Origin of the sequence: Cellulomonas sp. JZ18 (assembly GCF_009720485.1) — a bacterium.
In the GTDB taxonomy this organism is placed as follows: domain Bacteria; phylum Actinomycetota; class Actinomycetes; order Actinomycetales; family Cellulomonadaceae; genus Cellulomonas.
Window position 1 is genome coordinate 1,263,557 of record NZ_CP045245.1, and the last position, 14,572, is coordinate 1,278,128.

Here is a 14,572-nt window from a genome sequence, read left to right on the forward strand (position 1 = left end):
GGCGTCCGGCCGCACGAGGATGGTGGGGCCGGCGGAGCCCCGACGGCGCGAGGGAGAGGAGCGGACGTGCGGATCCTCATGGCGGTGGCGTCCCGGCACCGCGGGACGTGGGAGATCGGCGAGGTCGCCGCCGACGTGCTGCGGGCGCGCGGGCACGACGTCGACCAGCGGGCGCCCGAGGACGTCGCCTCGCTCGACGGCTACGACGCGGTCGTGCTCGGCTCGGCCGTGTACACGGCCCACTGGCTGCCCGCCGCCCGCGACCTCGCGCGGCGCTGCGCCGACGGGCTGCGGGAGCGGCCCGTGTGGCTCTTCTCGTCGGGGCTCGCGACGCAGCCCGCCAACGCGGCGAACTCGCCGCTCGAGATCCAGGCGCTGCGCGAGCGCGTCGGCGCACGCGGTCACCGCAGCTTCCGGGGTCGGCTCGACCGGGCGGTGCTGTCGTTCGCCGAGCGGGCGATCATCGCCGGCGGCCGCGCGCGCGAGGGCGACCACCGGGACATGGCGGCCGTGGCGGCGTGGGCCGGCGAGATCGCCGACGGGCTCGCGTCCGGGGCGGTCGCGCCCGACGTGCCGGTGGCGGTCTGACCCGGCCCCGTCGTCAGGAGGCGCGCAGCACGCCGCCGCGCAGCGCGCGCAGCTCGGCGGCCACCGCCGCCATCGCCGGTCGCTGCCCCGGCGCCGACCGGGTCATCGCCCGCAGCAGGCGGTGCCAGTCGCCGTCCAGGTCCGCGGGGATCTCGGGCACGCGCAGCAGCCGCGCCAGGCCGGCCGTCAGCGGGTCGCCCGGGTACGCCCGCTCTCCCGTGAGGCACTCGAGCAGCACGAGACCGAGCGAGTAGACGTCGCTCGCCGGCCCCACCTGCTCGCCGAGGGCCTGCTCGGGGCTCTGGTAGCCCGCGGTCGCGCGCACGTCCGCCCCGGTGTCGCCGGTGTCGGCGTCCCCGGCGGAGGCCGCGCTGGCGGCGATCCCGAAGTCGGCCAGCACCACGGGCAGTGCGGGGGCGTCCCGCCGGCCCGTCGCCGGCAGCTCGGCGGCGACCAGCACGTTCGACGGCTTCACGTCGCGGTGCACCACGCCGGCGCGGTGCGCGTGCGCGAGCGCGTTCGCCAGCTGTCGTCCGACGTCCGCGGTCGTCCCGGGGTCCATCGGCCCGTCGTCGAGCAGGTCGCGCAGCGTGCGTCCCTCGACCAGCTCCATGACGAGGAACGCCACCGGTCCCACGCCGGGCAGCACGTCCGCACCCACGTCGAGCAGGGCGACGAGCGAGGGGTGCGAGAGGTCGGCCAGCACGCGCGCCTCCTGCGCGTAGCGGCGCACCTGCACGGGGCTGGCGTCGTCGAGCCGGAAGATCTTCACCGCCACCGGCCGGTCCAGCCGGGTGTCGGTGGCACGGAACACCTGGGCCGAGCCGCCGCGGCCCAGGGGCTCGCCCAGCAGGTAGCGGTGCGCGAGCTCCGGCGCGGCGTGCCGGCCGGTCCTGCTCACGGCTGCTCGACCGTCATCGAAGGCTCCGGGTCCGTCGGGTCGTCGGTCCGGGCGCGGGGATCCGCGCCCCGCGAGCCGACGCTAGGGGCCCCGGCGGGCGACCGCACCTCGAGGCAGCCGGACGGGTGAGGCCACCGGGAGGCCGCGACGGGCTGACGTGCAGGGGCGCGCGGGAGGTGACGCGGCGTCGCGACAACATCACTGCCCGTGGCGGTCGTCCGCGCCGAGAGCTGCGCCTCGCGCGGTGCGATGATCGGGAGGTGCCCCCCGTGACGCCCCCCGTGACCGACCCGACCGTGAGCACGGCCGTCGACGGCCTCGCCCCGTACGACGCGGTGCTCCTCTTCTCCTTCGGCGGCCCGAACGGCCCGGACGACGTGCTGCCCTTCCTGCGCAACGTCACCGCCGGCAAGAACATCCCGGACGAGCGCCTCGCCGAGGTCGCCGAGCACTACCACCACTTCGGCGGCCGCAGCCCGATCAACGAGCAGAACCTCGCGCTGCAGGCGGCGCTGCAGGCCGAGCTCGACCGCCGCGGGCTCGCCACGCCGGTGCTGTGGGGCAACCGCAACTGGGAGCCGTACACCGCCGAGGCGCTCGCGCAGGCGCGCGAGCTCGGCGCCCGCCGCGTGCTCGCGCTCGTGACGTCGGCGTACTCCTCCTACTCGGGCTGCCGCCAGTACCGCGAGAATCTCTGGGCCGCGCTCGAGGACCTCGGCACGCAGGAGGCCGCCACCGAGGGCGAGCCGCCGCTGGCCGTCGACAAGGTCCGCTCCTACTTCAACCACCCCGGCTTCGTCGCGGCGAACGTCGACGCGGTCGTCGAGGCGTACGCGCGTCTGCAGGCCGAGCACCCGGACGCGCAGTGGCCGCGGCTCGTCTTCGTCACGCACTCGATCCCCGACACGATGGAGGAGGCGTCGGTCGTCGCCGGCGCGTCCTACGCCGAGCAGCACCGCGACGTCGCGCGCAGCGTGAGCGCCGCCGCCGCCGAGCGCCTCGGTCGCGCGCTGGAGTGGGACCTCGTCTACTGCTCGCGCTCCGGCCCGCCCAGCCAGCCGTGGCTGGAGCCCGACGTGAACGACCACCTGGAGGCCCTGCACGCCGCGGGCACGACCTCGGTGGTGCTCGCACCGATCGGGTTCGTCTCCGACCACATGGAGGTCGCCTTCGACCTCGACACCGAGGCGCTCGAGACGGCGCAGGAGCTCGGCATGGCGGCCGTGCGCGCCGACTCCGTGGGCACGCGCGAGCCGTTCGTGCGCGGCCTCGTCGACCTGCTGCTCGAGCGGGCCGCCGTGCAGCGCGCGCTCGACGCGGACGCACCGCTGCCCGAGCAGGCGACGGTCGGCGACCTGCCGGCGTTCCGCTCCGTGTGCGTGCCGGGCTGCTGCCGGCAGCGCGCCGGCGTCGACTCCGGCATCCCGGCCGCCTGCTCGGTCGACCCCTGGTCCTGACGACCCGCACCGCCCCACCCGCCCCGCCGACCACGAGGACACCGTGACCAGCCACGCCCCCGACCACGACGCGCTCAACTCCACCGTCCGCTACACGATGTGGTCCGTCCTCGCGGTGGACAGCCCCCTGCCGGCGGACGACGCGGCCCGCGCCGCGCTCGTCGCGGGCGCCCGGGCGGCGGTCGGCGAGGACGCGGGGCTCGTCGTGCGCGGCTGGTACGACGTCGGCGGCCTGCGGGCCGACGCCGACCTCATGGTGTGGTGGCACGCGGAGACGGTGGAGCAGGTGCAGGGCGCGTACCGCCGCCTGCTCGCCAGCGGCCTCGGGGCTCACCTGCGCCCGGTCTGGTCCGTCGTGGGGCTGCACCGCCCGGCGGAGTTCAACCGGGCGCACGTGCCGGCGTTCCTCGCCGGGGAGCCTGCGGGCGACTACCTGTGCCTCTACCCGTTCGTGCGCTCGTACGACTGGTACGTGCTGCCCGAGGACGACCGCCGCCGCATGCTGGTGGAGCACGGGCACGCCGCGCGGGACTACCCGGACGTGCGCGCGAACACCGTGGCGTCGTTCGCCCTCGGCGACTACGAGTGGCTGCTCGCCTTCGAGGCGCCGGAGCTGCACCGCATCGTGGACCTCATGCGCGAGCTGCGGAACACCGAGGCGCGCCTGCACGTGCGCGAGGAGGTCCCGTTCTACACGGGTCCGCGCGTCGAGCTGGAGGACTGGGCGGAGCGCCTGCCCCGGGCCTGAGCGCGGCGCGCTCCCGTCCCGTCCCGCTCCCGTCCCCTCCCGCGGCCGTCGCCTGCCGCTGCCGTCGCCTGCCGCGCGGTCCCCTCCCGACGCCGTCCTCCCGGTGCCGTCCTCGGGCGGCCGCCGGCCGGCGCCACGGTCGGCCGGCGCCACGGGTCGGGCGGCCGCGGCGTGCCGGTGCCATGATCGACGCATGCGCGACGACGACGACACGCACGGGGACGACGCCGAGGCAGCACCGGGCGACCCGACGCCCGACGGGGTCGCCGGCGGCGACGTCGACTGGCTGCACGGGACGTGGCGCGTCGCCGAGGTCGACGACGCGGCCCTCGCCGACGGCCTGCAGGGGCCGCCGCGGCTGACCTTCGAGGGCGACGGGCAGGTGTACGGCTACGCCGGCGTCAACCACGTGCGTGGCACCTGGCGCCTCACCGAGGGCAGGCTCGAGGTGGGCCCGGTCGTGCAGACCATGATGGCCGGGCCGCCCGAGGCGACGGCGACCGAGCAGGCGGTGACCGCGCTGCTCGAGGAGGGCGGCTCGGCCGAGCGCACCGGTGCCGAGGTGCGCGTGCGGACCCCGTCGGGCCGCGTGTTCCGCCTCACCCCGGCACCGGAGCCGGACGCGCCGGAGCCGGACCCGACGGCGGGCCCGCACGTGCTCGGCTGAGGCGCACGCACGGGCCCGTCGTGGTCAGGGCCCGTCGGGGAGCGGGCGTGTCCCGGTCAGGGGTAGAGCCCCCGGATCTGGTGCGCCTCGGCGACACGCCGGACGCCGATCGTCAGGGCGGCGTCACGCAGCGTGATGCCCTCGGCGCGCGCGAGCGCGGCCACGGCGTCGTGGCTCGCCGTCATCTGGTGCTCGAGCCGGTCCGCGATCTCCTCGGCGGTCCACCAGTAGGCCTGGTTGGCCTGCACCCACTCGAAGTAGCTCACGACCACGCCGCCCGCGTTGGCGAGGATGTCGGGGACGACGACGACGCCGCGGTCGGCGAGGACGCGGTCGCCCTCGGTGGTCGTCGGGCCGTTCGCGCCCTCGACGACCCACCGGGCCTTGACCTGGGCCGCGGTCTCGCCGTCGAGGACGCCCTCGACAGCGGCCGGGACGAGCAGGTCGACGTCGAGGGTGAGCAGGCCGTGGTTGTCGATGGGGTCCGCCTCGGGGAAGCCGGCGACCGTCCCGGTGCGGGTCGCGTGCGCGAGGAGCGCCGGCACGTCCAGCCCCTCGCTGCGGTGCACCCCGCCGACGGCGTCGGTCACCGCGACGACGCGCGTCCCCGCCTCGTGCAGCAGGCGCGCCGCGTGCGAGCCGACCTTGCCGAACCCCTGCACCGCGGCGGTCACCTCCGCCAGGCCGACGCCGTCGCGTGCGAGCGCCGCACGTGCGGTGTGCACGACCCCCTGGGACGTCGCCGTGGCCCGTCCGAGCGAGCCGCCCACCGTCAGCGGCTTGCCGGTCGTGACCGCCGGGATCGTGAAGCCGCGGTTCACGGAGTACGTGTCCATGACCCACGCCATGGTCTGCTCGTCGGTGCCGATGTCGGGCGCCATGATGTCCCGCTCGGGGCCGATGATCGGCATGATCTCGCTCGTGTACCGGCGGGTGACCCGCTCGAGCTCGGGCCGCGAGTGCGCGTGCGGGTCGATCGTCACGCCGCCCTTCGCGCCGCCGTACGGCACGTCGACGACCGCGCACTTCCAGGTCATCCACATCGCCAGGGCCCGGACCTCGTCCAGGTCCACGCTGGCGGCGTACCGCAGGCCGCCCTTGCCCGGGCCGCGCGAGATGTTGTGCTGCACGCGGTAGCCCGTGAAGACCTCCGTCCGGCCGTCGTCACGGCGCAGCGGGACGGCCACGCGCATCTCGCGGCGCGGAGTGGCGAGCATGGCGTGCAGACCCTCGTCGTAGCCGAGGATCTCGACCGCACGCGCGAGCTGGTGCTGCGCCGTGGCGAGCGGGCTGGCGTCGAGCGCACCGGGCGGGGCGGGGTCGCGGTCGGTCGTGGGACGGGCGGCCGGGGTGGGGACGGGGTCGGTCCCGGTGGCGGTCCGATCCGTCGCGTCGTCGGTCGGGGGCGTGCCGGCAGGAGGGTGATCCATGTCACCTACCCTGGCACGGGCCCCCGGCCCGGGCAGGTCAGCAGACGCGGATGTCGGTGACCCACTTCGTGACGTTCCCGCCGAGGTGACGGCTGTGCCGTGCGGGGACGCGCACGCACGCGCCGACGCTGCCGTTCGAGTACACGGGGGCGACCGACATCGCACGGTGCTGGCAGTTGTAGAGCCGCGCGGACCACGGCGACGGGAACGCCAGGTAGTACGACGACAGGTAGGAGCACCACGCCTCCTCGTCCTCCACCGTCGCCAGCGGACGGACCCCGCCGGTGCCGGCCGCGCCGCCGTCGGCACCGGCCCCCTCGGCGCCGGGCGCGACGACCACGGTGCCGCGGTCGACCGGGGCAGGCGGCGGTGCCGGTGCTGCGACCGCGGGGGAGGTCAGCGCGGCGACGGCGGCGACGAGCACGACCGCGGCACCGACGAGGGTGCGCAGCGGGCGGCCCCGGTGCGGCGTCCTCGCACGGTGCGGCGTCGGGCCGCTGAGCGGCGCGGGACGGGGGACCGGGGAGGACGTGCGGCGCACGGGCGCTCCTCTCGTCGGCCGGCACAGGAGCCGGCGGGGAGTGCGCCGCACGTCGTCGGGCGGCGCCGGAGCCACCCTCACAAACCCGACCCGGACATGTCAAGGACGGTACGACGAACGTCATGCATCCCCTCGACAGCCGGTGGGCGCGCGCCGCGGCCGCGACCGGGGCGCCACGGAGGAGGGCCGCCGACCCGCTCGGGAGCCGCGGGCCGTGCGTCAGACCTCTGCGCGGGCCGGCGCGCGGTGCGTCAGGCCGATGCGCGGACGACGAGCTCCGGGGCGAAGATCAGCGGTTCGCTCGGGGGTGCGCCGTGCAGCTGGTCGAGCAGTCGCGCGCCCGCCGCGCGGGCCATCGCGACGACCGGCTGGATGACGCTCGTGAGCGGCGGGTTCGTCGACGCGGCGACGCCGAGGTTGTCGTAGCCGACGACCGCCACGTCGCCGGGCACGTCGCGTCCGAGCTCGGCCAGCACGCCCAGCGCACCGGCCGCCATGAGGTCGGACGCGATGAAGATGCCGTCGACGTCGGGGTGCCGGGCGAGCAGCTCGCGCGCCGCCCGCGCTCCCGACGTGATGGTGAAGTCGCCGTGGACGACCGCGGACTGGTCGAGCCCCGCGTCCTGCATGGCACGCCGCCAGCCGGCGAGGCGGTCGATGCCCGCGGACATGTCCTGGGGGCCGGCGATGGTGCCGATGCGGCGGCAGCCGCGGTCCACGAGGTGCTGGGTCGCGATGCGCCCGCCCTCGGTGTTGTCGGTGTCGACGTACTGCACGTCCTCGTCGGGGGCGGACAGCGGACGTCCGACGAACACGTTGGGGACGCGCGAGGTCAGCAGCGCGCGGTCCAGCTCGTCGTCGCGGTGGTGCGAGACGACGATCGCGCCGTCGACGTGGCCGTTGCGCAGGTACCGGATCGTGCGCTCGCTCTCACCGGGACGGGCGATGACGAGGACCACCTGGATGTCCGAGTCGGCGAGCGACGTGCTCAGGCCGTTGAGCGTGCCCGCGAAGAACGGGTCGGAGAGCACGCGCTCGTCCGGCTCGGGGACGACGAGCGCGATCGAGTCCGTCCGCCGTGTGACGAGCGAGCGGGCGGCGCGGTTGGGCGTGTAGCCGAGGTCCGCCACCGCCGCCTCGACCGCCGACAGCGCCTCGGGGGAGACCCGCAGGCCCCCGTTGATCGCGCGCGAGGCCGTCGACCTCGACACACCGGCGCGCTCGGCCACCTGCTCGAGCGTCGGGGCGCTCGGGCGCACCCGCTCCGCTCCCGTCGGGACGTTCTCGACCACCGTTGGTCATCCCCTCCTGTGGCTGCTCGGCGAGCAGCGCGTCGACGTCCTGCTGCCCCGACCGTGCGAGGCACAGCGAGGCTACCCGGACGGACGACTCCCGCCCGGCCGGACGCACCGCGCGTCCGGCCGGGTGAGGAGCGCCTCAGCCCTTGACCGCTCCCGCCATGATCCCCGCGACCAGCTGTCGACCGGCGAACATGAACAGGATGATGAGGGGCAGCGTGACCAGGAAGACGCCCGCCATGACCAGCGAGTAGTCGACGAAGTAGTTCGCCTGGAGCAGCCGCACCGCCACGGGCAGCGTCGGGTTGTCCTGGTTCAGGACGATCGACGGCCAGAAGAAGTTGGTCCACTGGGTGACGAACGTGAAGAGCGCCAGCATGGCCGCCGCCGGACGCGCGGCCGGCAGCGCGATCGACCAGAACGTGCGGAACATCGAGGCGCCGTCCACGCGCGCGGCCTCGATGAGCTCGTACGGCAGCGCCTCCTCGAGGTACTGGGTCATCCAGAACACGCCGAAGGCGGTGACGAGCGCCGGCACGATGACCGCCTGCAGCGTCCCGATCCAGCCGATCTTCGCCATGATGATGTACAGCGGGATGACGCCGAGCTGCGTCGGGACCGCCATGGTCGCGATGACGAAGACGAGCAGCGGCCGACGTCCGCGGAAGTTGAGCTTCGCGAACGAGAACCCCGCCAGGGTCGAGAACAGCACCGTCGCCGCGGCGGTGACCACCGAGATGATCACCGAGTTGGTGAACGCCTTCCAGAAGTCGAAGGCGTCGGAGTTCATGACCTGGGAGAACTTGTCGAACAGCGAGGCGTCCGGCAGCAGCTGCGGCAGCGCGCTCTGGGAGATCGCGGCCGGGTCCGAGGAGCCGAGCAGCAGCGTGTAGTAGATCGGACCGAGACCCACGAGGACCGCGACGCCGAGGAGCACGTACGTCACGACCCCCGGTCGGCGGTCGTACCCGCCGACCCTGCCCTTCGTGCTGCGGGCGGCGGCGCGGGCCGCACCGGGGCCGGCCGACTGGCGGATCATGGGGACGGAGCTCATGCCGACCTCCTCGAGGAACGGGCGGCGGCACGCCGCTGACGGCGGGACGGTCGGTTGCCGCCCGAGGTCGAGATCCGGTTCGTGACCGCGAAGTTCACCAGGCCGATCAGCACGACGATGATGAAGAGGATCCACGCGACGGCCGCGGCGCGGCCGAGGTCGCGCTGCGTGCCCCATCCGACGTCGTAGAGGTACAGCGTGGTGGTCATCCACTGCTGCGAGGCGCCACCGCGGCCGATCTCGTCGAACACGCGCGGCTCGTCGAAGATCTGCAGACCGCCGATGGTCGAGGTCAGCACGACGAAGATGATCGTCGCCCGGATCTGGGGCACGGTCACCGAGAAGAACTGCCGCACGCGGCCGGCGCCGTCGATGATCGCGGCCTCGTAGAGCTCGCGCGGGACGGCCTGCATCGCGGCGAGGAAGATGAGGGTGTTGTAGCCGGTCCACCGGAAGTTGACCATCGAGGCGATCGCCACGTGGCTGGCGAGCGGGTCCACGTGCCAGCGCACGGGGTCGATCCCGACGACGCCGAGCGCGGTGTTGATGAGGCCGGACTGGTCCGCGAACATGCGGCCGAAGATCAGGCCGACGGCGACCGGGGCCACGACGTACGGCAGCAGGACGCCCATGCGCCAGAAGGTCTTCGCGCGCAGGTTCTGGTCCAGCAGGGCGGCCAGCGTGATCGCGACGAGCACCTGCGGCACGGACGACAGCAGGAAGATCGAGAACGTGTTGCGCAGCGACCGCCAGAACATCGGCTGGTCGAAGACGTCGAGGTAGTTCTGGAAGCCGATGTAGTCGCCCTGACCGCCCAGCAGCGCCCAGTCGTAGACCGACACGTACGCCGTGTACAGGAGCGGGAACAGGCCGGTGATCGCGAAGACGATGAAGAACGGCGAGATGTACAGGTAGGGCGAGAGCTTGACGTCCCAGCGCGACAGCTTCTGGGAGAAGCCGACCCGCCGCGGGGGACGGGGTGCGCCGGAGGGCGCGACGCGCTCGGGTGCGGGTGGGGACTGGACGGACATGGCGGACCTCGCGTGGGTGGTGACCCCGGGGGCTCAGGGTCGCGTCGTACCCGCAGACCCTCGGACGGCAGACGCGGGGGAGTTCCCCCCGCACGGAGGACCGGCCGGGGACGACGTCGTCCCCGGCCGGTCCGGTCGATCACAGACCCAGGTTCTCGAACGCCTCGACGGCGCTCTGCCAGCCCTGCTCGGGGTTCTGGGACTGCTCGACGTCGACGCGCAGGATCGCGTCGCTCACCGCCTGGTGGATCTGGAAGTAGTTCGGACCCTTGAACGGCGTGACGTCGATCGCCGCGGCGCGGTTCGCGAAGATCTCACCGACCGGCGCGTTGTTGAAGAACTCGTTCGTCGCAGCCGTGAGCTCCTCGTTCTCCCACGCCTCGATCTGGCTGGGGAACGTGCCCGCGTTGAGGAACGCCTTGATCTGCGTCTCGGGCGAGGTCAGCCACTCCGCCAGCTTCTGCGCCTCCTCGACGTTCTTGCCCGTCGCCGGGACGGTCAGGTACGAGCCGCCCCAGTTGCCGCCGCCGCCGGGGAAGACGTCCGCGACGTCCCAGCCGGTGACCCCGCCGGAGCGCTCCTCGACCGGGCCGGTCATCCACGCCGGGCAGAGCATGGTCGCGAAGCCGTTGCTCTGGAACGCGGCGTCCCAGTCGGGCGACCACTGCTGCAGGTGCGCCGACAGGTCGGCGGACGCGGTCACGACCTGCGTGAACGCCTCCTGGACCTCGGTGTTCTCGGCGAGCGGCTTCGGGGTGCCGTCGGACTCCTCGTAGGCGTTCTCCATCTGGTTCACGATGCCCTGGTAGATGGAGGTGGCGGAGTCGTACCAGGCGACGTCCGGCGAGGCGGCCTTGAACTGGCGACCGGCCTCGAAGTAGGACTCCCACGTCGCGTTGTCGCCGCCGAGGAGCTCCTTGACCGACTCGCGGTCGGACGGCAGGCCCGCGGCCTCGAAGAGGTCGGCGCGGTAGCAGATGCCCTCGGGGCCGATGTCGGTGCCGTAGCCGATGAGGCGGCCGTCCTCGGACGTGGCCGCCTGGACCTTCCAGTCCTCCCAGCGGCCCTCGACGGCGTCGCTCGTCAGGTCGGCGAACGCGTCCGCGCTCGTCAGGAGCTCGGGCAGCCAGTCGACCTCGATGGCCTCGATGTCGGCCAGGCCGGAGCCGCCGGCGGCGAGCTTGGTGGTGAGGTTCGTCCGCGCGTCCTCGGACCGGGCGGCACGCGTCTGCTTGACGGTGACGTTCGGGTTCTCCTCGCTGTACTCCGCGAGGAGCTCCTCGGTGTAGCCGAAGTCGTTGAAGGTCGCGACCGTGAGGGTGATCTTCTCGTCGCCGCTCGCGGCGTCACCGCCCTCGTCGCCGTTACCGCCGCCGGAGCAGGCGGTGGCGAGCATCGAGATGCTCATGATGCCGGCGGCGAGCGCCCACGACTTGCGTGTGGTCTTGCGCACTGTGACTCCCTTGTCAGTCGGACGGCGGCGTCGCCGTACCCCTGTGTCCACCCGGCACCCGGACGCCGCAGGGGCCGCGTCGGGCGACGCGCGTCGGGCCGTCGGGCCCCGCCGTGGGCCTCCCGTGGTCGTTCGCGGGAGCGTTCCCACGCGCTGGGTGACACCTTCGTCCGGTTCATGGGCGAGTGTCAAGGAGCGCGGTGTCCGCCGACCGGGTGGTAGCGATCCCACGAATGTGTCTTCGCAGGTCAGAGGGCCGAAGTGCCGCCCGCGTTACCCAATCGTTACGGCTGCGGGACCGGCGCGTGACCCGCCGGTGGACGGTGGTCTCGAGGAGCTGCTCGGAAGCAGGCGGGCGCGGGGCCCGCGCTCACGCCGTCGGTCCGTCGCGGCGCCCGGGGACGGCCTCGCCCGTGCTCGTCCCCGCCGCCCGTGGTGCGTCGCCCGCGAGCCACCGGCGCGCGACCACGGCCTCGGCGTCCAGGGCCGCCCGGACGGCCTGCGCGGCGGCGGCCTCCACCGCGGCACCGAACAGCGGCAGCGCCGCCCGCACGTCGCCGTCGTAGGTGAGCGTGCTGGCGTCCGCACCGCTCGACGTGAGCGCCGTGCGGCCCGTCACGCGGACCGGCGCGCCGACGATCTCCACGACGACCGTCCCCGTGCGGGTCCCGTCCGGGGCCGGCGCCTCCCACGCCTCGACCTGCCGCACCTCGATGCTCGCGCCGACGAGCCCCGCGAGGTGCGCGGGGATCTGCGCGGTGGGCAGCGACCGGCGGGTCGTGACCGTGAACGCGTCGGAGGCGGAGCCGGCGACGTCGACGTGGCGGTCCTGCGCGCCCGAGGCCCGCACCTTGGCGTCGACGTAGGCGGGGTCGGCGAGCAGCCGCGCGACCGCCGCCGGGTCGGCCGGCAGTTCGTGCGTGACGCTCAGCCGCACTGCGAGCACCCCCCTGCCGTCGTCGGAGCCGTCCCGCCCCTGGCAGGACGTGAGGCGCCGGCCCGTCGACGGGGGCTACAGCCGCCGCGCCGCCGTCCACCCGTGGACCGGCGAGGTCGAGCGTAACGCGCGCTGCGTACCCTGGGGCGGTGTCCACGCTGAGCGACCTCGTCGCACGTCACGGGCCGCTCGTCCCCGCCGACCTGGAGTGGCTGCACCTGCTCGTCGGCGACTGGCAGGTGGTGTCCGACCTCGCCTTCGCCGACCTCGTGCTGTGGCTGCCGACGGCCGACGGGGACTTCGTGGCCGTCGCGCAGTGCCGGCCGTCGACGGGGGCGACCGTCCACTACGACGACGTCGTGGGGTCCCACCCGCCGGACGGCCAGCGACCGCAGCTCATGCGCGCGCTCGTGGAGCAGGCGCCGCAGCGCTCGCGCGAGCCCCGCTGGTTCGGCTCGTACGCGGTGCGCGAGGAGGCGGTGCCGGTCGTGCGCGAGGGGCGCTCGATCGCGGTGCTCGCGCGGCAGACCAACCTCGGCGGCACCCGCACGCCCAGCCGGCTCGAGCTGAACTACGTGGAGGCGGCCGACGACCTGCTCGGCATGGTCGCGCGCGGCGAGTTCCCCGCCCGGACGCGCCGACCGGACCCCGTCGCGGTGCCCCGCGCGTGGGGGACGGGCTGGTGCGCCTCAACGGCGAGGGCGAGGTGCTGTACGCCAGCCCGAACGCCCTGTCGTGCTTCCACCGGCTCGGCGCGCTCGGGGACCTCGTCGGCCGCTCGCTCGTCGAGGTGACGTCCGACCTCATCGAGCAGAACGCGACCGTCGACGAGTCGATGCCGCTCGTGCTCATGGGCCGCGCCCCGTGGCGTGCCGACGTCGAGGCGCGCGGTGTCGCGCTGTCGCTGCGCGCGGTGCCGCTGACCGAGCACGGCGAGCGGGTCGGCGCGGTCGTGCTCTGCCGCGACGTGTCCGAGCTGCGCCGGCGCGAGCGCGAGCTGATCACCAAGGACGCGACCATCCGCGAGATCCACCACCGCGTGAAGAACAACCTGCAGACGGTCGCGGCCCTCCTGCGCCTGCAGTCGCGACGCATGAGCTCCCCCGAGGCGCGCGAGGCGCTCGGGGAGGCGATGCGGCGGGTCGCGACGATCGCGCTCGTGCACGAGACCCTCTCGCAGACCCTCGACGAGAGCGTGCCGTTCGACGACCTCGTCGGGCGCAGCCTGCGGCTCGCGGCCGACGTCGCCACCGCGGGTGCGCACGTGCGCACGACCGTGCGGGGGTCGTTCGGCGCGGTGCCCGCCGAGGACGCCACGGCGCTGGCGCTCGTCCTGACCGAGCTGGTCACGAACGCCGTCGAGCACGGGTTCGCGGGGCGTGAGCGCGGGTCCGTCGAGATCGTCGTCGACCGTGACGGCGACGGCCTGCGCGTCGAGGTGGCGGACGACGGGGCCGGGCTGCCCGCCGACCAGGGCGCCGGCACGGGACTGGGCACGCAGATCGTCTCCACGCTCGTGCGCAACGAGCTGGGCGGGTCGATCGTGTGGCGGCCGCGGGAGGGCGGCGGGACCTCGGTGGTCATCCAGGCGCGGCTGCGGCAGGGGCGTGAGGCGGCGACGGTCGCCTGACGGGACCGCCGCTCCTCCGACATGCCGCAGGGCCGCTCGCACGTGTCGCGAGCGGCCCTGCGGCGGCGGCCGGGAGGTGTGTGCCCCGGCCGCGTGGTGCCCCGCCGGGTGGGCGGGGACGGGTGCGGTGTCAGCCGGCGCGGCGCTGCCGGGCGGTGCGGCGCTTGAGCGCGCGGCGCTCGTCCTCGGACAGGCCGCCCCAGACGCCGGCGTCCTGACCGGTCTCGATCGCCCACTTCAGGCACGTGTCGACGACGTCGCAGCGACGGCAGACGGCCTTCGCCTCCTCGATCTGCTGGAGCGCCGGCCCCGTGTTGCCGATCGGGAAGAACAGCTCGGGGTCCTCGTCGAGGCAGGCTGCGCGGTGGCGCCAGTCCATGGGATCTCTCCTTGGCACGCGTCAACACGGCGCCTCTCGGTGTCGAGGGCGCGGCGGACGACGTGGAGTCAGTGGTGGGGGGACGTGCTGACATCCAGCGTCACACCCGTCCCCACCCGAGACAAGGGTTACGAGGAGGTTTCCTCACGGTGGCCGGTGAGGTCTTGGTCACATCTGTGCAACGGTCCTGCGTCCGCGCGGGTGGCCCCGCGGTCCGGTTCGCCCCGCCCGTCGGGCGAACGTCCAGGTCACGGCGGCGAGGGCCGCTGCGGGCCGATGACCTGCAACGTCGTCCCCCGCGCGGGGGAGTGACGTGGCGCACGCCGCACACGACCGGGCAGCAGGCGACCTGTGCGGTCGGCGCGCGTGACGACCGTCACGAGGGCCGGGCTCCCCGCCTCGCGATCGCGCGGGGCGGCCGCATGGTAAGAAGCGCCCCTGCGATCTGGTATGCACCA

13 protein-coding genes and 1 pseudogene are annotated in these 14,572 nt (G+C 74.4%); 5 read left to right on the forward strand and 9 right to left on the reverse strand.

What is annotated here, in order from left to right; translation table 11 throughout:
- The first annotated feature begins 66 nt into the window (after window positions 1-66).
- A complete protein-coding gene (locus GC089_RS05835; protein WP_155376840.1) occupies window positions 67-588 on the forward strand; it encodes a flavodoxin domain-containing protein in 522 nt (173 codons plus the stop codon).
- A gap of 13 nt (window positions 589-601) precedes the next feature.
- On the opposite strand, the gene GC089_RS05840 is transcribed toward GC089_RS05835, so the two are convergent.
- On the reverse strand, window positions 602-1,489 hold the full coding sequence (locus GC089_RS05840) for a serine/threonine-protein kinase (protein WP_155376841.1): 888 nt from the start codon (window positions 1,487-1,489) through the stop codon (window positions 602-604).
- Window positions 1,490-1,758: 269 nt separating this feature from the next.
- Between GC089_RS05840 and GC089_RS05845 the strand changes: the two genes are divergently transcribed.
- The 3 genes from GC089_RS05845 (at window position 1,759) to GC089_RS05855 (ending at window position 4,361) form a co-directional block, all read left to right on the forward strand.
- Entirely contained in the window at window positions 1,759-2,946 is a 1,188-nt protein-coding gene (locus tag GC089_RS05845) for a ferrochelatase (RefSeq protein ID WP_230685095.1), read from the forward strand.
- 97 nt (window positions 2,947-3,043) lie between these two features.
- Window positions 3,044-3,694 carry a hydrogen peroxide-dependent heme synthase gene (gene hemQ, locus GC089_RS05850; RefSeq protein ID WP_155378959.1) on the forward strand — a complete coding sequence of 217 codons (651 nt, stop codon included), beginning with the start codon at window positions 3,044-3,046 and terminating at the stop codon, window positions 3,692-3,694.
- Window positions 3,695-3,887: 193 nt separating this feature from the next.
- Window positions 3,888-4,361, forward strand: a complete 474-nt coding sequence (locus GC089_RS05855; protein ID WP_155376843.1) for an META domain-containing protein — start codon at window positions 3,888-3,890, stop codon at window positions 4,359-4,361.
- A gap of 56 nt (window positions 4,362-4,417) precedes the next feature.
- Here GC089_RS05855 and GC089_RS05860 read toward each other — a convergent pair whose 3' ends face one another.
- From GC089_RS05860 to GC089_RS05890, 7 genes are all read right to left on the reverse strand, one after another.
- A complete protein-coding gene (locus tag GC089_RS05860) occupies window positions 4,418-5,791 on the reverse strand; it encodes a Glu/Leu/Phe/Val dehydrogenase (RefSeq protein WP_155376844.1) in 1,374 nt (457 codons plus the stop codon).
- Window positions 5,792-5,828: 37 nt separating this feature from the next.
- On the reverse strand, window positions 5,829-6,332 hold the full coding sequence (locus GC089_RS05865) for a hypothetical protein (protein ID WP_155376845.1): 504 nt from the start codon (window positions 6,330-6,332) through the stop codon (window positions 5,829-5,831).
- A gap of 251 nt (window positions 6,333-6,583) precedes the next feature.
- Window positions 6,584-7,624, reverse strand: coding sequence for a LacI family DNA-binding transcriptional regulator (locus GC089_RS05870; protein ID WP_155376846.1), 1,041 nt, complete (start codon window positions 7,622-7,624; stop codon window positions 6,584-6,586).
- Window positions 7,625-7,769: 145 nt separating this feature from the next.
- Complete coding sequence (locus GC089_RS05875; protein ID WP_155376847.1) at window positions 7,770-8,684, reverse strand: carbohydrate ABC transporter permease; 915 nt, start codon at window positions 8,682-8,684, stop codon at window positions 7,770-7,772.
- Entirely contained in the window at window positions 8,681-9,715 is a 1,035-nt protein-coding gene (locus GC089_RS05880; protein WP_155376848.1) for a carbohydrate ABC transporter permease, read from the reverse strand. The genes GC089_RS05875 and GC089_RS05880 overlap by 4 nt, the downstream gene beginning before the upstream one ends.
- Before the next feature lie 139 nt (window positions 9,716-9,854).
- Entirely contained in the window at window positions 9,855-11,168 is a 1,314-nt protein-coding gene (locus GC089_RS05885) for an ABC transporter substrate-binding protein (protein WP_230685096.1), read from the reverse strand.
- A gap of 370 nt (window positions 11,169-11,538) precedes the next feature.
- Window positions 11,539-12,114: a DUF2505 domain-containing protein gene (locus GC089_RS05890; protein ID WP_230685097.1), complete on the reverse strand. Its 576-nt coding sequence runs from the start codon at window positions 12,112-12,114 to the stop codon at window positions 11,539-11,541.
- A gap of 140 nt (window positions 12,115-12,254) precedes the next feature.
- On the opposite strand from GC089_RS05890, the pseudogene GC089_RS05895 reads away from it, so the two are divergent.
- Window positions 12,255-13,735: pseudogene (locus tag GC089_RS05895) on the forward strand (sensor histidine kinase).
- Between the two features lie 130 nt (window positions 13,736-13,865).
- On the opposite strand, the gene GC089_RS05900 reads toward GC089_RS05895, so the two are convergent.
- The gene (locus tag GC089_RS05900) at window positions 13,866-14,114 is read right to left on the reverse strand and encodes a WhiB family transcriptional regulator (RefSeq protein ID WP_013117620.1); all 249 of its coding nucleotides are present in this window, start codon (window positions 14,112-14,114) and stop codon (window positions 13,866-13,868) included.
- Between the last annotated feature and the right edge of the window lie 458 nt (window positions 14,115-14,572).

What these genes read in the sequence shown, in the direction of transcription:
- GC089_RS05900 (WP_013117620.1), bottom strand. Translation starts at nt 14,114, where the DNA reads ATGGACTGGCGCCACCGCGCAGCCTGCCTCGACGAGGACCCCGAGCTG.
- GC089_RS05855 (WP_155376843.1), top strand. Translation starts at nt 3,888, where the DNA reads ATGCGCGACGACGACGACACGCACGGGGACGACGCCGAGGCAGCACCG.
- GC089_RS05860 (WP_155376844.1), bottom strand. Translation starts at nt 5,791, where the DNA reads ATGGATCACCCTCCTGCCGGCACGCCCCCGACCGACGACGCGACGGAT.
- GC089_RS05880 (WP_155376848.1), bottom strand. Translation starts at nt 9,715, where the DNA reads ATGTCCGTCCAGTCCCCACCCGCACCCGAGCGCGTCGCGCCCTCCGGC.
- hemQ (WP_155378959.1), top strand. Translation starts at nt 3,044, where the DNA reads ATGTGGTCCGTCCTCGCGGTGGACAGCCCCCTGCCGGCGGACGACGCG.
- GC089_RS05875 (WP_155376847.1), bottom strand. Translation starts at nt 8,684, where the DNA reads ATGAGCTCCGTCCCCATGATCCGCCAGTCGGCCGGCCCCGGTGCGGCC.